The following is an 18986-nucleotide window of genomic DNA, read 5'->3' on the forward strand; positions in this document are numbered from 1 at the left end:
CGGAGCCATCCCCCTGGCTCCGCACCGCCGCCGATCTGTGGTGACCTACCGTCAGACGCAGGCTTTTCTGCCGTGGTTGGCCTTTTTCTTGCGGCGGGCCTTCTTCTTGCGGGCGCGCTTGGACATGTACGCCCTCCTTTTCGTCCGTGCGGGTGACGGGGGGTCAGGCGGTCCTGGCGACCAGCTGGTCGGCGAGCTTGCACAGGCGGCGGACCGTGCGCTCCTCCAGGGCCACCGGGGCGGCCGGGGAGAGGGCGGTGCGGTCGTAGTAGGCGCCGGGCACGAGCTCGGTCGCCGGGTCGCACAGGCGCACCACGCGCTCGGCGCCCTCGGCGGCGGAGTCGCCCGCGTGCGCGTACAGCGGCAGCAGGGCGGTGTCACACACGCCGGGGTGCACGCTGACGGAGGTCCAGGGCGCCGTTTCCCTCGCGAAGATGGTCAGCGCGAGCTGGGACTGGGCGTAGGCGGCGAGCCGGGAGTAGCGCTTGGCGCGGTGGGGGTCGCTCCAGGAGATGGAGGCGGTCCGGTGCATGGAGGAGGACACGTTGACGACGCGGCCGCCGGGCCGTGCGGACAGGGCGCCCGCCAGCTCGTGGGTGAGGAGATAGGCGGCCAGGAAGTTGACCTGGAGGGAGAGTTCGTTGCCGTCGGTGGTCATGGTGCGGCGCTCGGGGGCGACGACCGCGGCGTTGTTGACCAGGACGTCCAGCGCGGGGTGCTCGTCGGCGACGCGCGCGGCCATGCCCCGCACCTCGTCCAGCCGGGAGAAGTCCGCGACGGCGAGCCGCAGGCGCGCGGCGTCGGCGCCGGTGGCCGTCATCCGGTCGACCGCTTCCCGCCCTGACGCGGCGTCGGGCGCGTGCACGATGACCGTGCAGCCCTGCCCGGCGAGCAATCGGGCGGTCTCCCAGCCGATGCCGGAGGTGGCGCCGGTGACCAGGACGGTCCGGGAGGCTGACGGGACGACAGAAGACATGGTGATCCACTCCGGGATGTCGGCAGCGCTCCGCCGGGTGGCGGTCTGCCGGTGGAAGAGATGGCTTGGCGGCACGGCCTTCGCTTGGCCGAAGGGCCGCGCCGGGAGACTCCGGTGCGCTTACAGCACCGGGAGCGAACAGCGCGCAGGACTCGGCGACGCCGTATGAGGCGGCCGGTCGTCGTGGCGCAGAGGGCTGTTCACATCAATCATCAAACGAGCGGGGGCCGCCGGTTTCAACGACCCGGCCGCTTTCCTGACGCGGCCCTGATGGTCCCGGCCGGGTGTTCGGGCGGCGTACACGGCCGGACACACCACGCCATACGGCAAAACCACCACATAAACGGCATACGCTCGCACCGTGATCAACGTGACGGCGCTCCTCAAACGGCTGGCCATCGGCCGCGCCATGCGCAGCGAAGAGCTGCACGAGACGCTCCTCCCCAAGCGCCTGGCGCTGCCGATCTTCGCGTCGGACCCCCTGTCGTCGGTGGCCTACGCCACACAGGAGATCCTCCTGGTGCTCACCCTCGGCGGCCTGGCCTATCTGCACTTCACGCCGTGGATCGCGGCCGCGGTCGTGGCGCTGATGGCCGTGGTGGTGCTCTCCTACCGGCAGGTGGTGCACGCCTATCCCAGCGGCGGCGGTTCCTACGAGGTCGTCTCGACCAACCTCGGCGCCTCGGCCGGGCTGGTGGTCGCCGCGTCCCTGCTGGTCGATTATGTGATGACGGTGGCGGTCTCGGTCGCCTCGGGCGTGGACAACATCATCTCGGCGGTGCCCGGCCTCGCGGAGCACCGGGTGCTGATGGCGGTCTGCTTCGTCGCCCTGCTGACCGGGGTGAACCTGCGGGGCATGCGCGAGTCCGGGCGGGCCTTCGCCGCCCCCACCTACCTCTTCATCACCGGCGTGCTGATCATGGTGGGGACCGGGCTGCTGCGCTATCTGCTCGGGCACGCGCCGCTCTCCGAGAGCGCCTCGTTCGGCGTCGCGGCGAAGCCCGCGGACGCCGGTCTCGCGGGCTTCGCCCTGATCATGCTGTGCCTGCGGGCCTTCTCCAGCGGCTGTACGGCGCTGACGGGTGTGGAGGCGATCTCCAACGGCGTCCCGGCGTTCCGCAAGCCCAAGTCGAAGAACGCCGCGAGCACCATGAGCATCATGGGCACCATCGCGGTGGTGATGTTCGTCGGCGTGACCACGCTCGCGCTGATCACCAAGGTGCACATCACCGGTGACTCCTGCCGGCTCACCGGGCTGCCGGGCGACTGCGCCTCGTACACCCAACGGACCGTCATCGCCCAGCTTGCGGCGGCCGTCTTCGGCGGCGAGCACAGCGTCGGGTTCTACTTCGTCCAGGCCGCGACGGCCCTGGTGCTGATCCTCGCGGCGAACACCGCGTTCAACGGCTTCCCGCTGCTCGGCTCCATCCTGGCCCAGCACCGCTATCTGCCTCGGCAGCTGCACAGCCGCGGCGACCGGCTGGCCTTCTCCAACGGCATCCTCGCCCTGGCCATCGCCGCGGGCCTGCTGCTGTGGTTCTTCAAGGCCGATGTCACCAGCCTCATCCACCTCTACATCCTGGGCGTCTTCACCTCCTTCACGCTGTCGCAGACCGGCATGGTCCGGCACTGGAACCGTGAGCTGCGCACCGGGACCACGGACGCGGAGGCGCGTCGGCGCGGCCAGGTGGCCCGGGTCATCAACGCGGTCGGCGCCGTGGTCACCGGGCTGGTGCTGGTGATCGTGCTGGCCACCAAGTTCACCCAGGGCGCGTGGCTGGCGGTGGTCGCCGCGATCGTGCTGTGGGTGACGATGCGGGGCATCCGCCGCCACTACGACACCGTCGCCGCCGAGCTGGCGGTCGACGACCCCAGGAAGGAACTCGTACGCCCCTCAAGGGTGTTGGCGGTCGTGCTGATCTCCACCCTGCACAAGCCGACGCTGCGTGCCCTGGCCTATGCCCGCGCCTTCCGGCCGGACGAGCTGGAGGCGCTCACGGTCGCCGTCGACCGCGAGGAGACCGCCCTCCTGCAGCAGCAGTGGGAGGCCCTCGACACCGACATCCCGCTGAAGGTGATCGACTCCCCCTACCGCGAGATCACCCGGCCGGTCGTGGAGTACATCCGCTCCATCCGGCGGTCGAGCCCGCGCGAGGTGGTCTGCGTCTACATCCCGGAGTACGTCGTGGGTCACTGGTGGGAGCAGCTGCTCCACAACCAGTCCGCGCTGTGGCTCAAGAGCCGGCTGCTCTTCACCCCCGGCGTCATGGTCACCAGCGTCCCCTGGCAGCTCACCTCGTCGGCGAAGGCCGACCACCCCGCGGCCCGGGCCCCCGGCGCGGTCCGCCGCGGCGAGCCCCAGCCGCACCACGGCCGGCCCGCCGCCCGCGACTGAGGCGGGACCGGTCCGTACGGAACAGCCGGTGACCGCGCTGCCCCCGGCTGCTACACCTGTCAGGGCACCCTCTCGTCCTCGTCGGGAAGGACTCCGCCGTGTCCGTACTGACCGCCGACGACCTCGACACCGTCCGCCGGACGCGGGCGCGGCGCACCCTCCTCGCGGGCTCGGTGGGCAACTTCATCGAGTGGTACGAGTTCGGGGTGTACGGCTGCTTCGCCACGGTCATCGCCACCGAATTCTTCGGCGGCGGCACGGGGAGCGGCACCGAGGGCCTGATCAGGACGTACGCGTCGTTCGCGCTGGCCTTCTTCTTCCGGCCGGTCGGCGCGGCGCTGTTCGGGCGGGCCGGGGACCGGCTCGGCCGGCGGCCCGCGCTCGTCCTGGCGCTGCTGCTGATGACCGTCGCCACCACCGCGATCGGGCTGCTGCCCACCCGCGCCACGCTCGGAGCCGCCGCCCCCTGGGCGCTCACCCTGGTGCGCGTGCTCCAAGGCCTGTCCGCGGGCGGGGAGTTCGGGGGCGCGGTGTCGCTGATGACGGAGTCCGCCCCGCGCGGGAAGCGTGGGCTGTACGGGGCGTGGCAGTCGTTCACGGTCGCGCTCGGCCTGCTCGCCGGGACGGCACTGGCCGCCGGGGCCGCGGCGGTCCTGGGCGAGCGGGCCCTGTACGACTGGGGGTGGCGGGTGCCGTTCCTGCTGGCCCTGCCGCTGGGCCTGGCGGCGCTGTGGCTCCGGCTGCGGCTCGACGAGACGGCGCCGGCGCCCGGCCGCGCGGAATCGGTGCCGGTGGCGGCGCCGCGCGAGGTGCTCCGGGCCGTCGCACTGGGCATCGGGCGGATCATGGGCTGGTCGGCGGCCGGATACACCTTCCTTGTGGTCCTGCCGGGCTATCTCCAGCACACGCTCGGCGCCACCTTCCGGGAGGCGCTGACCGCCGCCTTCCTGGCCAACCTCGGGTTCGCGCTGTCCATCCTCCCCGCGGGGGCGCTGAGCGACCGCGTCGGGCGCCGCCCGGTCATGGTGACAGGGGCGGGGCTGGTCGTGCTCCTCGCCTTCCCCCTGCTCAGGGCCGTCCAGGGCGCGGGCACACCGCCCGTGGTCAGGGGCCTCGCGGTGCTCCTCGCGGGGGCGGTCGTCGGGCTCATGGCCGGGCCGGGGCCCGCGATGCTGGCGGAGATGTTCCCCGCCCGGGTGCGCTGCACGGGCCTGGGGCTGGCCTACTCCCTGGCGAACGCCGTCTTCTCCGGCTGCGCCGGACTCATCGTCACCGAGCTGGTCGACCGCACCGCCGACGCCGACATCCCCGCGTACTACGCCATGGCGACCTGCGCCGTCAGCGGTGCGACGCTGCTGACGCTGCGCGCCGACGACCACCGGCGCGCGCTGCGCGACTGACGAAGGGGACGGGTGCGGCCATGCGGGTGATCGGCCTGATGTCGGGCACGTCGTACGACGCCGTCGACGCCGCGGCGGCCGACCTGTGGATCGAGGGCGACACGCTGCGCCTGACGCCGCTGGGCACGGTCGGCCAGGCGTACGACGAGGGGCTGCGCGCGGAGCTCGCCGCCGCGCTGCCCCCGGCACCCACCACGTTGGAGGCGGTGTGCCGCCTGGACACCGGGATCGGCCGGGCGTTCGCCGAGGTCGCCGCCCGCGCCGACCGCGAACTGTGCGCCGGGCGCGCGGACCTCGTCGCCTCGCACGGCCAGACCATCTTCCACTGGGCGGAGGGCGGCCGCGTCCACGGCACGCTGCAGATCGGCGGGCCGGCGTGGATCGCCGAACGCACGGGGCTGCCGGTCGTCTCGGACTTCCGCTCCCGCGATGTGGCGGCGGGCGGCCAGGGCGCACCGCTGGTCGCCCTCGTCGACACCATGTGGCTGCGCGACCGGCCGGGCCGCCCGGTCGCCCTGAACCTCGGCGGCATCGCCAACATCACGGTGGCGGAGGGCAGTTGCGCGTACGACACGGGGCCCGGCAACGCGCTGATCGACGCGGCCGTCGGCCATGTCACCGGTGGCCGTCGCTCCTTCGACACCGGCGGCGCTCTGGCGGCGCGCGGCACCGTGCACCGCCCGCTCCTGGACCGGCTGCTCGCCGAGCCGTACTACGCGCGGCCCGCGCCGAAGACCACCGGCAAGGAGCTCTTCCACCTGCCGTATCTGCTCGGTGCCTCGGCGGGGCTCGGGCCGCTCCCCGCGGAGGACCTCGTGGCCACCGTCACCGCGCTCACGGCGCGCACCGTGGCCGACGCGGTCCGGGCGTGCCGGGGCACGGAGGTCGTCGCCTCCGGCGGCGGCACGCGCAATCCGACGCTGATGGGCATGCTGGGGGCGGCGCTGCCCGGGGTCGCGGTGCGCACCTCCGACGAGCTGGGCATGCCGTCGGCGGCCAAGGAGGCGTACGCGTTCGCGGTGCTGGGCTTCCTGAGCGCGCACGGGCTGCCGGGCTCGGTCCCGGCGTGCACGGGGGCCCGGCACGCCCGCGTCCTCGGCTCCCTCACCCCCGGCGCCGCGCCCCTGCGCCTCCCCGCGCCCCCGCCCGGACCACCGCCGGCCCGCCTCCGCCTGGCGCCGGGCCCCGGGTGACGGTTCGCGGACGACTCCGTACGGGATGCGGCGGCCCCGGCGGTCGCCTAGCGTCGGAGCCCCGGGCGAGCGCGAGGAGTGAGGTGGCGTGGAGATCTTTCCACCGGTTCCGCTGGCGGAATGGAAGGCTTCGAAGGAGACGCTGCACCGCTTCGCGCAGGTCGTCGGGAAGATCCGGCTGGCCGGGAGCGTACGGCGCAACCACTGGTGGAACGTCCCGTTCCATGTCACGGGGTCCGGCATCACCACGCGCCCGATGGGGCTCGTGGACGGCAATCCGGTCTTCACGATCGACTTCGATTTCGTCGCCCACCGGCTGATCGTGCGCGCCCTGGACGGCAGCGAGCAGTCGTTCTCCCTGATCGGGCGGTCCGTGGCCGACTTCCACCACCGGACGCAGGAGGCGCTGCGCGCGATCGGGGCCGAGGTGAGCGTCGAGCATCCGCACCCGTTCGACCTGCCCGATGTGCGGCGGCCCTTCACCGAGGACACCGAGCACGCCGCGTACGACCCCTTCTGGGTCAACCGGTACTGGCAGGTGCTCAGCCAAGTGAACCTGGTGCTGGAGGAGTTCTCGTCCCGCTACTCCGGTAAGATCAGCCCGGTGCATCACTTCTGGCACACGTTCGACATCGCGGTCACGCGCTTCTCCGACCGCAGGATCGACCAGCCACGGGAGGTCGACCCGGTGACCCGGGAGGCGTACTCGCGGGAGGTCATCAGCGCGGGCTTCTGGTTCGGCGACGACACCTTCCCCGCCCCCGCCTTCTACTCGTACGCCGCGCCGGAGCCCGCCGGTCTGGCCGACCGGCCGCTGCGGCCGGCGGCGGCGGCGCGGTGGAACGAGCAGCGCGGCAGTCATCTCGCCACGCTGGCCTACGACGACGTGCGCGGTGAGCCCGACGCCCGGCAGCAGGTGCTCGACTTCTACGAGTCGGTCTACCAGGCAGCGGCCCGCCTCGCGGGCTGGGACGCCGAACACCTCGCCTGCCCCGGGGGCGTCACCGACCCCCTCGCCTGACGGGGCGTCATGAGAAGGGTGCTGGAGGGCGCGGCCGACCGGCTGTTCCCCGGCGGCGGCAACGAGCACGGTGCCCTGCCGGTCGCGCTGGTCCTGCTCACGCTCGTCACCGGCTTCGTGGACGCCGTCAGCTATCTCGGCCTGCACCATGTCTTCGTGGCCAACATGACCGGCAACGTCGTCTTCCTCGGCTTCGCCCTGGCCGGGGCCGGGAATCTGTCGGCCCGGGCGTCCGCTCTCGCCTTCGGCGCGTTCATGGCGGGTGCGTGGACGGTCGGGCGGCTGGGGCGGCGGGTCCGGCGGACCGGGCGGCTGTTCACCGCCATCACCGGCGTCCACGCCGCCCTCGTCGCGGCGGCCCTGGTGGTCGCTCTGACGGCGGGTCATCGGACGGTCCCGGCACGGGCCGCGCTCATCGCGCTGCTGGGCTGCGGGATGGGCATGCAGAACGCGGTCGTGCGCACGCTCGGCATCCCCGACCTGACGACCACCGTGCTGACCCGCACCGTCACCGGCCTGATCGCCGACGAGCCGGGCCCCGCGACCGTACGCCGTGTCGTCTCCCTGTCCACCATGTTCGTCGGGGCGCTGTGCGGCGGTGCCCTCTTCCTGCATGCGGGCGCCCCGCAGGCGCTGGCGGCCGCGGTGGTGCTGCTCGTCGTGGTGACGGCCGCCCTGGGTGAGCCGCCGCCCTTGCGGCCCTCCGCGTAGTCAGGGACTGGCGACGAGCTCCGTGAGGCGGATGGCGAGCCACGGTCTGCGGCCACCGGCCCGTATCCGGCCGCGCGCGATCGCCTTCCACAGCGGTGTGCGCCGGAAGGCGATCAGCAGGAACGCGGTCGGCGCCGCGGTGATCCGGCAGTCGTAGGCGCGCGGCGGGGCGTCGCGGGTCACCGTCGCCGCCCCGTCCTCGACGACGACGGCCAGCCGCGGACCGCCCTTGACCGCGACGTCGAACGCGATGCGGACCCCGCGCGCCTTCGCCGTGTCCAGGGCGAGCGGCATCATCGCGGGGAACGCCTGACCGATCACCAGACGGGCCTCGTCCGCCCCGATCGCCCACGGGAGCCGGGCGCCGCGGGCGATGTCGAGGCCGTGGACGAGGGTCTCGCCGAGCAGCAGCCCGGTGACGGCCGCGAGCGTGAGCACGACGCCCTCCCCGTACCAGGGGGTCGTGACGGGGGTGTCCGGGGCGAGCCCTTCGGTGACCCTCAGGAACGTCTCGCCCCGCTCGGCGACGAAGTCACCGGACCCGCCGCACCCGTCCTCGCCGAAGAAGACGATCGACTTGGCGTTCACGGCCGTGATCCGCTCGATGAACGTGCCGCCGCCCGGCGGCAGTACGGCGTCCCACCCGTCGAACTCCCCCGTGAAGGCGGAGCTGTACGCCAGATACACGGCACGGAGGTGCGCGCCGACGTCGCCCACCGTCCACACCGGCACACCGGAGGGCGCGCCCCCGTCCGGGACGTCGCGCAGCAGCCGGGCCAGGCGCGGGACGGCGGCGCGCAGCGCGGCGCGGGTCCTCTCGTGCTCGGCGACGGGGTCGCGGCCAACGGCTGCGCCCACGGGACACCCCCTGACGGCGGACGGGCCCGCAGGCTACCGCCGGGGACCCGGCGACGGAAGGCGTCGGCGCGTTCCCGTCGACCGCGGCGTGGCCCTGCTGCGCCGGGCGCGGCCGCCGGGGATGATGGCAGCCGATCCGGTTGTTGAGCCGAGCTACGGGGCGGTCGCCCCGGCTGCGTGCGACGCGACGTGAGACCGATGTGAGACTTCACCAGACGGGATGGGCAGCATGCCTCTTGAGGGTGAGTACCAACCGAGCCCGGATCAACGGGCACGCGAACAGGTCGAGCTGTACGAGAGCTCGGGCGGCACGCAGGGGACGACGATAAGGGGCATGCCCGTCATCCTCCTCACCACCCGGGGCGCGAAGAGCGGCAAGATCCGCAAGACGCCGCTGATGCGGGTGGAGCACGAGGGCAGTTATGCCGTGGTCGCCTCCCTGGGCGGCGCCCCCAAGCACCCTGTCTGGTACCACAACATCGTGGCCGACCCGCGCGTGGAACTCCAGGACGGGCCCGTGCGGCAGGACATGACGGCCCGTGAGGTCACGGGCGAGGAGAAGTCCCTGTGGTGGGAGCGCGCGGTCGCGGCCTACCCCGACTACGCCGACTACCAGAAGAGGACGGAACGCGAGATCCCGGTCTTCGTCCTGGAAGCGACACCGGCCGGCCACTGACCGCGGGCTCGCGCGCCTGTCGGCGTGCCGGCGGTCCCCGGGATCCGGGGCGGTGGCTCGCCTCCGCCCCGGTGGCGCCCGCCCGGCCGGCGCCCCGGGCTCAGGAGGCGGGAGCGGTCCGCTTGCGGGCGTCGCGGGCGTCGCGCAGGTGGAGCAGCCCCGCGCAGGCGATGATCCACACGACCAGGACGGCGATGCCGCGCCCCAGGCCGTCGTTATGGAAGTACGCCAGCCCCTGAAGGGCGCGCACACCGGCGGCGACGGGCAGGACCTCGGCCCTCCGGCCGCCCCGCCCCACTTGATGAACACCGTGACTCCTCCTCCCCGTAAACGGGGTGGCTTCTCGCTATGCCTGGTTGGCGTCGCGACGGACCAGCCCGGCCCGTAGAACATTGGTTGCTCCGACTGTGTCGGCGTGGGCCCGGTGGCCGCACGAGACGCAGTGGAACTTCTCCTGTGTGGGCCGGTTCTCCTTCGCGACATGCCCGCATTCGGGACACTCGCGGGAAGTGTTGCGGGGGTCCACGGCGATCACTTCCCGTCCGGCGCTTTCAGCCTTGGCGTGCAGGATCGTCAGGAACACCCCCCAACCGGCGTCGGCTATCGAGCGGTTGAGCCCAGCCTTCGCGGCGGCCCCATTCGGCAAAAACGCGCCTGGCGTCCCGGGGTCGGGCCTGGGGGCGGGGGCCGTGCTCATGTTGCGGATCCTGAGGTCCTCGTGAGCGATGAAGTCGTGCTCACGGACCAGGCCGAGCGCGGTCTTGTGGGCGTGGTCGAGCCGCTGACGGCGCACCTTCCCGTGCAGGGCCGAGACTTTCTCGACGGCTCGCTGGTGGTTGCGGGTGCGGTGCTTGGCCTTGCGGCGCGGGAAGCGGCTCAGTGACCGCTGCGCGGCCTCCAGCCTGGCGGCGGCCTTACGGGCGTGGCGCGGGTTCTCGACGTGCTCACCGTGGGAAGTGGTGAGGAACGAGGCTATGCCGAGGTCGATCCCGACCACGCTGCCCGTCTTGGGCAGCGGCTCGGGCTGGTCCTGTTCGGTGGTCAGCACGACGAACCACTTGCGGCCCTCGCGCTTGACCGAGACGGTCTTGACCTTGTCGACCACCGGCCGGTGCTGGTTGACCTTGACATGCCCCACACCCTGGAAGCGGACCCGGGTGACAGGGTCGTGCGGGGTAGCATCCCAACGGCAGCCGTCCCCGTCCCTGGGGAAGTCGACCGTGTCAAACCAGCTTACGCCCCGGAACCGGGGATAGCCCGGCTTCTCCCCGGACTTGACCCGGCGGAAGAACGCGGCGAACGCCTTGTCCAGGCGGCGCAACGTCGCCTGCTGGGAAGAGAACGACCAGCGGCCCTGACGCTCCGGGTCGAACGCCCGGATCTCCTTGAGCTGCGCGGACTGCTGCCCGTACTTGATGCTCATCTTCGATGTGTGCCGGTAGGCGTCCCGGCGCTCCTGCAACGCGCCGTTGCAGAGGGAGCAGTGATCGGCCAGCATCTCGCAAAGCGCGATCGCCTGGCCCACGGTGGGCCGCATGAGGAACTTGTACGTACGGATCACCGGCCCCCCCTTCGGCTCGAGCGCAGCTCGATCCTATACATCACCGAGGACGGCCGGGGCCCTTGAGGCAACCCCCGAGAGCAGCGCCCCCGCGCAAGCACAAGGCCCGGGCCCTGTTCCCTTTTCCGCCCGGCGCGCGATACCCCTGAGGGTGGCCGGCCGGCCGGCGGCCGCGGCGCATGAGGGAGTCGGGCGATGGGTGACGAACGGTTCGAGGGCGGCTGGCGTGTGGACGAGCGGTGCACGAACTGCGACGTCGCCCGGCAGCTCGCCCCCGGCCTGATCGGCGAGGCGGACGGCCGCTCGGTCGTCCTGCGCCAACCGAGCGGACGGGACGAGATCCGCAAGTTCCACGCCGCGGCGCACGCCTGCCCCACCCGGTCGATCCACCCGCCGGCCGGGCGGCTGGACCCGGCGCTGGACCCCTTCCCGATGGCCCTGGACGACACGGTGCTCCTGTGCGGGCACAACTCCACGCACACCGCCGGGGCCAACTCCTATCTGCTGCGCCGCCCCGACGGCACGACGATGATGATCGACACACCGCGCTGGAGCACCCCACTGGCCGCGCGCTACGAGGCACTGGGGCCCGTCACCGACGTCCTGCTCACCCACCGCGACCACGCCGCGCACGGCCGCCGCTACGCCGACCGCTTCGGCGCCCGGCTGTGGATCCACGAGGGCGACCTCGACGCCGCCCCCGACGCCGACCGCGTGCTCCGCGGCACCGACCCGGCCCTGATCGCCGACGGCGTGGTCGCCCACCCCCTCCCCGGGCACACGCGCGGGAGCGTCCTCTACGTCGCGGACGAGCGCTACTGCTTCAGCGGCGACAGCTTCCACTGGTCACGGACGACCCAGGACATCGAAGTGGTCGACAACGTCACCTGGTACTCCATCGAGGAACTGGCCGCCTCCCTGGCCCGGACCGCCCCCCACCTCCGCTTCGAATGGCTCCTACCGGGCCACGGCGACCGCCGGCACCTCCCGGCCGACGACATGGCCCGCCGAATGCGACAACTGACGTCGCGCGCACAGCAACTGCGGCCCCGCCCGGTCGACTTCACGGCGACGCGCTGGTGAAGCAAGGCGGCAATGGCCCCGCCGCGCTCAGGAAGCTCCGTTCACCGTCACCTTCACGATGCGCCCCGATGCCTCGGACACGAACAGCTCGTGCCGTGGGTCGTGGGCGCCAAAGCCGCGGGCGACCCGGACGCTGGTGGGCGTGTGCAGGCCGGTCACCAGGGTGCAGGAGCGGCCGGTGGCCGGGTCCACCTGGATGAGTTCGCCGTCGCGGAAGCTCGCGACCACCAACTTGCCCTCGAAGTACGTGAGATCGTCGAGGAGCTTGGCCTTCAGGGGGTTGGGGCTGAGCTCGGTGACCGTCGTGTGGGCGGCCGGATCCTTCAGGGGGACGCGTACGACCGGGGACGTGGTGTTGCTGATGACGCTCGCGTAGAGCGTGTCACCGACGATCTCCAGGCCGTTGGTGCCGAAGACGTCCGCCGCCCGCGTCCACTCCTCGTCCTTCGTGCCGTCCGGCCGGAACTTGAGGATGCCGGTGGCCAGCTCGCGGCTGACGTAGAGGTTGCCTTCGGCGTCGATGGCCAGGCCGTTGACGCCGGAGACCCCGTCCACGACCTTTTCGGCCTTCGGCGTGGCTGCGGTCGGGTCGAACCGCATGACGCCGCCGCCCGTGGCCCACGATGTCAGCGGGTTCACACCGAAGTCGACGTACATCATCCCGTCCGGGCCACGCCGGATCCCGCCGGGGCCGCTGACGGGAAAGCTGGTCCTGAGCGTGCCGTCGGGGGCGTACCCCTCGACCCGGTTCTTGTTGAGGTGCGAGACCCAGAGCGTGCCGCGCCCGTCGAACTCCAGGTTCTCCCGCCAGTCGACCAGCGGTATGCCGCCCTCCCGGAACACCTCGACGCGCGCCTGCTCCGCGCACGCCCCGAGGGCCCTGGAGCCCGACGCCTGGGATGCGGCCGCCGGTATCTGCGAACCACCGACCAGTAATGCAGACACCAGACCTGCGGCGAAGACCGCTCTGCGTACGCGCTTCATGACGGGGCAGTTCCTTTCGGGAGCCAACTGGGGCCGGATGTGCGCCAGTTGTTCGGAACTATATGATCGCCACCGTCGAGATCAAGCCAGGTCGAACACCTCGGTGATGGACAGCAGAGCCGGGTTGCCACCGGCGGACGGCACTGATAACGCCGCGACCTGCAAAGTAACGGCTTTCTCAAATTCACGACCGGGGAATTGTTAGGCAAGCCTTACTTGGCTTAATGTCATCGCTCACCTCCCCCCACTTCTCCGCTCTCTCCACCACGGAGTCCCCCCATGTCCAGCTCGAACATCGCCCTGCTCGGCGCCATCGCAGGCTTCACCATCTACCTGGGGCTTCCCATAGGCCGCCTGCGCCGCCCCACCCCCCGCCTCAAGGCCGGACTGAACGCCACCGCGATCGGCATCCTGATCTTCCTGGTCTGGGACGTCCTCACCCACGCCTGGGAGCCGGTCGACCACGCCCTGGGCGACCACAGCTGGGGCACCGTCGCCTCCGGCGGGGCCGTCCTGGCCCTCGGGCTCACCATCGGCCTGGCCGGGCTCGTCTCCTACGACGCCTGGACCGCACGCCGCCGCGCCGCCGCGTCCCGCCCGGACGGCCCCGGCGCCGCCGTCGCCGAGCCCGCGCGCAAGCCCCGCACCCAGGCGGGCGAGCTGGCCCTGATGATCGCCACCGGCATCGGCCTGCACAACTTCGCTGAGGGCCTGGCCATCGGCAACTCCGCGGCCAAGGGCGACATCTCCCTCGCCGTGCTGCTCATCATCGGCTTCGGCCTGCACAACGCGACCGAGGGCTTCGGCATCGTCGCCCCACTGGCCGCCGAGGGCGAACGCCCCTCCTGGCTCACCCTGTTGTGGCTCGGCCTGATCGGCGGCGGCCCGACGTTCGTGGGCACCCTGGTCGGCCAGCACCTGGTCGACGACACGCTCTCGATCGCCTTCCTCGGCCTGGCCGCCGGCTCCATCCTCTACGTCGTCATCGAGCTGCTCGCCGTCGCCCGCAAGGCGGCCATGAAGCAACTCACCACGTGGTGCGTCCTCCTCGGCCTGCTCCTCGGCTTCGCCACGGACGCCGTCATCACGGCGGCGGGGGCCTGACGCCCACTCAGGCGCGCCTCACCCGCAGGCGTCGCGGTGCCCGACGCCGGGCAGCAGTTCTTTCCACTGCTTGTCCGGCATCGGTGCGCGGCGGACGGAGCACAGGGTGCGGGTGAGCCGGTCGAAGTCGGTGCTCACGACGAGAGTGCCGATGCCGAAGGCCTTGAGGGGACTTTCTCCTGTCGTTTCCACAAAGAGATCGCCGACAGGGCCTACACCACGGATCTTCACGTCCTCCGTCCCGCCGGACAGTGCGAGCAGTTCGTCGTCGCCGCCCGGCCGGGCACCGTCCGGGTCGGAGACGCGCCACACCCCGAAGCTGTTGCCGCTGTTCGAAGCCACCAGCAACCTCCGCTCCGAAGAGGCCTTCAGATACTGCAACTTGGAGGCGGGACCCGGCAGCGGGACGCCGTGCTGCTGCGGATTCCGCAAGTCCCACAGCATCGGCCGTCCGTCCGCGGAAAGGGATGCCAGAGTGCGGCCGGAGGTGAGGGCCGGCGCTGACAGGTCCTGCTGTCTCGCCGGGATCGAGGCGGCCGGACGCGCCGCGCCGTCGTCCGCCAGGGCCCATACGGGCATGGCCTGCTGCCCGGTCCCCTTCGCCTTCTTGGCGTCGCCGATGAGGAAGTAGCGCCCGTCGGCACCGACCGCTGACTTCGGCCCTCCCGTCACCGTGTCCGCGAGGCACGGATGCCGGGGGTCGCGTACGTCCCAGAGCTGGGTTGCCGATGGGGTCATCAGCACCAGCACGCGCGGCCCCATGAAACCGGCCACGTTCCGGCCGCCGTTCTTGGGCCAGGGCACCTGCCCGACCCGTTGAGGACGGTCGATGTTCCGGATGTCCCACATCCCGATCACGTTCTCGGACGGTCCGCGCAAGGCGAGCAGGGTTCCGTCGCGGCTCATGCCGATCACTGGTGGGCTTTCGTCTCCCCCTCGGCCGCGCAGCACGAACTCATACCCTGATCGCACGTGACCATCGTCGAAGTGCCACAGCTTCAGCCGGGTCTGGTCCCGGGTCCGGCTGAGCAGAAACCGGCCGCCCCCGACGAACACGGCCTGTTCCCACCGCTGCGGCAGCTGGGCGACCTTCCTCGGTGCCCGGTCCGAGGCACCGGTTTCCCAGATCCTCACCGGACTCTTGTCGTTGTACCCGCCCTCTGTCACTACGTAGCGCGCGTGTGGATCGTAGGCATCGCCCGGTGCGTCCCCGGGCTCCGGGACCGTCCCCGGAACGGACCGCGGCGGAGGCTCGCGCAGGGTGATGTGTCCGGTCCGGTCGCCGACCGCCACGCCCCGGCCGTCGGTTTGATAGGCGACGGCCAACGCCTTGCCGCCCGGCACCTTGCCGCTCAGGTCGGGACGACTGCTGCCGTCGCGAAACGCGAAGGTGTGAACCGCCTCGTCCTCCTCGGCGGCTGCCGCCACGTACTTACCGTCGGGGCTGAAGGCGAGGGAGTGGTAGTACCCGGTGGAAAGGCTGTATCCATAGCCCTCCCCCTGGTCGCGAGGGTGCTTCGGGTCCGTCGTGTCCCACACCTTCAAACTGTGCACCCCTCCCCCGGCCAGCAGTCGCCCGCCGGGCCGGAAGGCCAGGGACTCGACAGCGGCGTCCTTCACCGTGGCGAGCGGCTTGAGCGTTCGCGGCTCGCCGGTGTCCCACAGCCGCAGGCTCTTGTCGTCCACCGACGCGGCGAGGACACGGCCGTCCGGACTGTAGGCCGCTCTCGCGACGATCCGGTCCTCGGCGACCTGGAGCTCGGTCGACGCCGGGTGGGCGGGATCGCTCACGTCCCACAGCCACACCCGCCCGTGGTGACCGGGCACCGCAAAGGTACGGCCGTCCGGGCTGAAGGCCACCCCGGCGCTGATGCCGCCCCGCCCGGCCGGTACCCGTGCCACCTGCCGTGGATGGAGAGCGTCGGACGCGTCCCAGACGAAGAGGGCCTCGCGAGTGGCCCCGACGAGGTAACGGCCGTCGGGGCGCCAGGCGATGGCCGCCGGCCTGTCGGTGCTGAGCACGGGTCCCGGAACCGGATGGTACGGGTCGGCGGTGTCCCACAGCCGCACGGTGCCGTCCATGGACGAACTCGCCAGTACCTTGCCGTCCTTGTGGAACGCCACGGTCACGACCCCGTCCGTGTGCCCGCTCAGCGTCAGCGACACCGGCGCCGTCGCGCTCCGCAGCAGACTCGTCCGCGCCTCGACCGTATGCGCCGCACCGTACGCCGCGAGGCTCAGATCGAGCGCCGCCGCCGGATCCTGCGTACGCATGGCCTCCGCCTGCGCGGCAATCAGCTTGGAGTCCAGCATCGCCGCCCGCTGCTGCGACCTCCCCCGCTCGATGACGGCGAAGGTACCGACCCCCGTGAGCAGCAACGCCAGACAGGCCGCCACGACGGCGTACGCCACGCGGCGCCGCCGCCGGATCCGCGCCGCTCTCACCCCGGCCTCGGCGAAGGCCCGTTCCGTCGCGGTGAGCGCGATGCGCGCGCCTGTGTTCTCTGTGGTCAGCCAGGGCCGGATCCGCTCCAGGCGGCTGCCGGTGTAGAGGTAGCCGGGGTCCCGGGCGTGTTCCTCCCAGGCCGTCGCGGCCTCGGAGAGCTGCTGGTGGTCGAGGAGTTCGGACCTCGCCTCGCGGATCCACGAGCGCAGCCGAGGCCAGGCGCGCAGCAGTGCCTCGTGGGATATCTGGGTGCCGTCCTGGTCGGCGGTGACCAGGCGGGCGGCGGCGAGGCGGTCGCGCACGTCCGTGATGAGCCGCCGGTCCTTCTCCGTACGGTCGGCGAGCAGACCGGGAAGGTCGACCCGGCGGCGTACGGCCTCGGCGCTCGCGGTCAACTGGATCATGCGCAGGAGGAGTTCCCGCAGGGCCCTGCGGGCGGGTTCGTCCAGTTGCTGGTAGAGGGCTTCGGTGGTGGTGGCGACGGACTCCCGGATGCCGCCGGTCGCCTGGTAGCCGGCCAGGGTGAGGACGGCGCCGGAGCGGCGCAGCCAGGTCTCGCGGAGGGCGTGGGCGAGGAACGGCAGCGCGGTGGCCTCCGGTGCCTCGCCCGCGGGGCCGTCCGGTCCGGCGTCCTGCCGCAGATCCGCCATGAGCCGGTCGGTGAGGCCGTCCTCCAGCGCGAGTCCGGCGCCGGTGGCGGGCCGTTCGACGGCGGCCCGCAGGGCCTCCTCGCCCATGGGCGGGACGGTGAACTGGCCGCGCTCCAGGGCCCGTACGAGCTCCGGGTGGGCCAGGCAGCTGCCGTAGTGGTCGGCACGCAGCCCGAGGACGACACGGGGGCCCGCGCCGCCGGTGGCGCACAGCAGGCGTACGAAACGGGTGCGTTCCTCCGGGTCCGTGCAGCGGGTGAAGGTCTCCTCGAACTGGTCCACGACCAGCAGTCGGCAGGTCGCGAATCCCGGGAGCGGTGCGGGGAGTTCCGCTCCTGAGGAGAGCGCCCGGTGGATCTCGTCCGCCGGGCGCCCGGTGGCCTGGGACCAGCGTTCGGCGAGTGCCCGCAGCGGGTGCGGGCCGGGAGCGGGCAGCAGCAGGGCGGGCCAGGGCGCGCCGGGGCGGCCGGCTCCGTCCCGGCGCTCCAGCCCCGCGAGCAGACCGGCGCGCAGCAGCGAGGACTTTCCCACGCCGGAGGCGCCGACGAGGACGAGCGGGTGCCCGTCGGCCGCCGGGTCGCAGACGGCGTCCAGGAGCCGCTCGGTGGCCTCTTCGCGGCCGAAGAAGTGGGTGTGGTCCTCGGCCCGGAAGGGCTCCATGCCGGGGTACGGGCAGGGCACGTCGGCGGGTGGCAGCGCGGGCGCCGGGAGGTCCGGGCGGTACGCGCGGTTCGGCGCGACGACGAGTGCGCCGAGGGTGCCCTCGCTCCGCCGGTGCGGGCGCACCGGGCCGTCCCGGAACTCCCGGTCGAGGCAGGCGTGGACGTGGTCCAGCGTCAGCAGGGGCGGGCCGGACGGATCGCCCTCCTCCAGCAGCCGCAGCAGCCGGCCGCCGAACAGGGTGTGCCGCTCCCCCTCCGGTGCGTAGGAGACGGCGAAGCCCGAGGCGGAGGTGAGCAGGAAGCTGCCGTCGGGGAAGGCCGAGTCGTAGACGCCGCGGAGGCCGCCGGGGGCCGCGGCGCGCCCGGAGAAGCAGCAGTCGAGCACCACCACGCTGCCGCCCTCGGCGCCGCCGAGCAGTCCCTTGACGACGTTGTACGGCACGCTGTGGGCGATCCTGTCCTCTGCCGGTGTGGCGCGGGTGGCGAGATGGAGCTCGTCGCCGGGTCCGAGCAGACCGTGTCCCGTGTAGCAGAACAGCACGGTGCCGGTGGCTTCGGCGACCGCCGCTTCCACGGCGCCGATCACGTCGTCGGCCGTGGCGTCGGCGGGCACCCGGTGGATGCGTTCCTCGGGCATTCCGCACACGTCGCGCAGGGCGCGGGCCAGGTCGTCGAGCGTCGTGTCCACGCCGGGCAGGTCGGGGAGCGCCGATCCGGGCGCGTGCCGGCCGGTTCCGACGAGGACGGCCCGGGTGCCCGGCGCGGCCAGGCCGTTCGCGGGGGTCACGGCCGCGTCGCCCGTCACGGCGCCGACGGGGTGGAGGGCGGCGGCACTTCGGCGCGGCCCTCCAGGGTGGCGGCCAGCCGCTCGGCCAGCTCGGCCGCCTGCCGGGCGTCGAGCCCCTTGACCTGGGTGGTGCTGAGGGTGAAGCGGGTGCCGTCGGGTCTGGTGACCGTCACCGTCTGCGTGCCACGGCGCGTCCGCACCCAGGCGACCACGGCCCCGGCGAACGCGGCGGCCACGCCGCCCGGTTCGAGCACCGCAAGCACCACGTCCCCGGCGGCCCCCATGGTCCCCGGCGCGGGCGCGTCCACCTGCCGGTGGATCCTCCCTCGCAGCCCCGGCTGTCCGACGAGCCAGTGCCTCAAGTCATCCGGCCCCGCGGGGCCGTTCACGCTCTCCACGGTGATGGTCACCTGCATGCGAGTGAGCGTAGTGAAGATCAGTGACGCGTGGGGGGTTCTTGACGGGAACGGATGTCCGAG

General features: G+C 72.5%; 16 protein-coding genes. 8 read left to right on the plus strand and 8 right to left on the minus strand.

Going from position 1 to position 18986, the window contains the following annotated elements:
* Positions 1-51 precede the first annotated feature (51 nt).
* On the minus strand, positions 52-126 hold the full coding sequence (locus ABD269_RS35525; protein WP_486387818.1) for a 50S ribosomal protein bL37: 75 nt from the start codon (positions 124-126) through the stop codon (positions 52-54).
* Between the two features lie 37 nt (positions 127-163).
* Positions 164-976 carry an SDR family NAD(P)-dependent oxidoreductase gene (locus ABD269_RS25055; protein WP_344121240.1) on the minus strand — a complete coding sequence of 271 codons (813 nt, stop codon included), beginning with the start codon at positions 974-976 and terminating at the stop codon, positions 164-166.
* 409 nt (positions 977-1385) lie between these two features.
* On the opposite strand from ABD269_RS25055, the gene ABD269_RS25060 reads away from it, so the two are divergent.
* The 5 genes from ABD269_RS25060 (at position 1386) to ABD269_RS25080 (ending at position 7696) form a co-directional block, all read left to right on the plus strand.
* Positions 1386-3371, plus strand: coding sequence for an APC family permease (locus tag ABD269_RS25060; protein ID WP_425572988.1), 1986 nt, complete (start codon positions 1386-1388; stop codon positions 3369-3371).
* Between the two features lie 98 nt (positions 3372-3469).
* Complete coding sequence (locus ABD269_RS25065; RefSeq protein WP_344121244.1) at positions 3470-4771, plus strand: MFS transporter; 1302 nt, start codon at positions 3470-3472, stop codon at positions 4769-4771.
* Positions 4772-4791: 20 nt separating this feature from the next.
* Positions 4792-5964, plus strand: a complete 1173-nt coding sequence (locus ABD269_RS25070; protein ID WP_344121246.1) for an anhydro-N-acetylmuramic acid kinase — start codon at positions 4792-4794, stop codon at positions 5962-5964.
* 88 nt (positions 5965-6052) lie between these two features.
* Positions 6053-6985 carry a DUF5996 family protein gene (locus ABD269_RS25075; RefSeq protein WP_344121248.1) on the plus strand — a complete coding sequence of 311 codons (933 nt, stop codon included), beginning with the start codon at positions 6053-6055 and terminating at the stop codon, positions 6983-6985.
* Positions 6986-6994: 9 nt separating this feature from the next.
* Entirely contained in the window at positions 6995-7696 is a 702-nt protein-coding gene (locus ABD269_RS25080; RefSeq protein ID WP_344121250.1) for a YoaK family protein, read from the plus strand.
* Here the strand turns inward: ABD269_RS25080 and ABD269_RS25085 are convergent, their stop codons facing one another.
* Positions 7697-8554 (minus strand): maleylpyruvate isomerase N-terminal domain-containing protein, encoded by an 858-nt coding sequence (locus tag ABD269_RS25085; RefSeq protein WP_344121252.1) that lies wholly within the window; start codon positions 8552-8554, stop codon positions 7697-7699.
* A 229-nt stretch (positions 8555-8783) separates the two neighbouring features.
* Here ABD269_RS25085 and ABD269_RS25090 point away from each other — a divergent pair, with 229 nt between their 5' ends.
* Complete coding sequence (locus tag ABD269_RS25090) at positions 8784-9230, plus strand: nitroreductase family deazaflavin-dependent oxidoreductase (RefSeq protein ID WP_344121254.1); 447 nt, start codon at positions 8784-8786, stop codon at positions 9228-9230.
* Positions 9231-9330: 100 nt separating this feature from the next.
* Here the strand turns inward: ABD269_RS25090 and ABD269_RS25095 are convergent, their stop codons facing one another.
* A complete protein-coding gene (locus tag ABD269_RS25095) occupies positions 9331-9528 on the minus strand; it encodes a hypothetical protein (RefSeq protein WP_344121256.1) in 198 nt (65 codons plus the stop codon).
* A 48-nt stretch (positions 9529-9576) separates the two neighbouring features.
* Positions 9577-10791 (minus strand): RNA-guided endonuclease InsQ/TnpB family protein, encoded by a 1215-nt coding sequence (locus ABD269_RS25100; RefSeq protein WP_344121258.1) that lies wholly within the window; start codon positions 10789-10791, stop codon positions 9577-9579.
* A gap of 195 nt (positions 10792-10986) precedes the next feature.
* Between ABD269_RS25100 and ABD269_RS25105 the strand changes: the two genes are divergently transcribed.
* Positions 10987-11874 (plus strand): MBL fold metallo-hydrolase, encoded by an 888-nt coding sequence (locus ABD269_RS25105; RefSeq protein WP_344121260.1) that lies wholly within the window; start codon positions 10987-10989, stop codon positions 11872-11874.
* A 27-nt stretch (positions 11875-11901) separates the two neighbouring features.
* Here ABD269_RS25105 and ABD269_RS25110 read toward each other — a convergent pair whose 3' ends face one another.
* Complete coding sequence (locus ABD269_RS25110; protein ID WP_344121262.1) at positions 11902-12858, minus strand: NHL repeat-containing protein; 957 nt, start codon at positions 12856-12858, stop codon at positions 11902-11904.
* 279 nt (positions 12859-13137) lie between these two features.
* Here ABD269_RS25110 and ABD269_RS25115 point away from each other — a divergent pair, with 279 nt between their 5' ends.
* Positions 13138-13962, plus strand: a complete 825-nt coding sequence (locus tag ABD269_RS25115) for a ZIP family metal transporter (RefSeq protein ID WP_344121264.1) — start codon at positions 13138-13140, stop codon at positions 13960-13962.
* 18 nt (positions 13963-13980) lie between these two features.
* Here ABD269_RS25115 and ABD269_RS25120 read toward each other — a convergent pair whose 3' ends face one another.
* Together ABD269_RS25120 and ABD269_RS25125 are read right to left on the minus strand one after the other, a co-directional pair.
* A complete protein-coding gene (locus tag ABD269_RS25120; protein ID WP_344121266.1) occupies positions 13981-18525 on the minus strand; it encodes a caspase, EACC1-associated type in 4545 nt (1514 codons plus the stop codon).
* A complete protein-coding gene (locus tag ABD269_RS25125; protein WP_344121268.1) occupies positions 18522-18923 on the minus strand; it encodes an effector-associated constant component EACC1 in 402 nt (133 codons plus the stop codon). Before ABD269_RS25125 ends, ABD269_RS25120 begins: the two co-directional genes overlap by 4 nt.
* Between the last annotated feature and the right edge of the window lie 63 nt (positions 18924-18986).

Source organism: Streptomyces blastmyceticus, assembly GCF_039521185.1.
GTDB lineage: Bacteria > Actinomycetota > Actinomycetes > Streptomycetales > Streptomycetaceae > Streptomyces > Streptomyces blastmyceticus.

Coding starts and splice junctions, on each gene's coding strand:
- ABD269_RS25070 (WP_344121246.1), top strand. CDS start 4,792: ATGCGGGTGATCGGCCTGATGTCGGGCACGTCGTACGACGCCGTCGAC.
- ABD269_RS25110 (WP_344121262.1), bottom strand. CDS start 12,858: ATGAAGCGCGTACGCAGAGCGGTCTTCGCCGCAGGTCTGGTGTCTGCA.
- ABD269_RS25105 (WP_344121260.1), top strand. CDS start 10,987: ATGGGTGACGAACGGTTCGAGGGCGGCTGGCGTGTGGACGAGCGGTGC.
- ABD269_RS25090 (WP_344121254.1), top strand. CDS start 8,784: ATGCCTCTTGAGGGTGAGTACCAACCGAGCCCGGATCAACGGGCACGC.
- ABD269_RS25060 (WP_425572988.1), top strand. CDS start 1,386: ATGCGCAGCGAAGAGCTGCACGAGACGCTCCTCCCCAAGCGCCTGGCG.
- ABD269_RS25080 (WP_344121250.1), top strand. CDS start 6,995: ATGAGAAGGGTGCTGGAGGGCGCGGCCGACCGGCTGTTCCCCGGCGGC.
- ABD269_RS25115 (WP_344121264.1), top strand. CDS start 13,138: ATGTCCAGCTCGAACATCGCCCTGCTCGGCGCCATCGCAGGCTTCACC.
- ABD269_RS25125 (WP_344121268.1), bottom strand. CDS start 18,923: ATGCAGGTGACCATCACCGTGGAGAGCGTGAACGGCCCCGCGGGGCCG.
- ABD269_RS25055 (WP_344121240.1), bottom strand. CDS start 976: ATGTCTTCTGTCGTCCCGTCAGCCTCCCGGACCGTCCTGGTCACCGGC.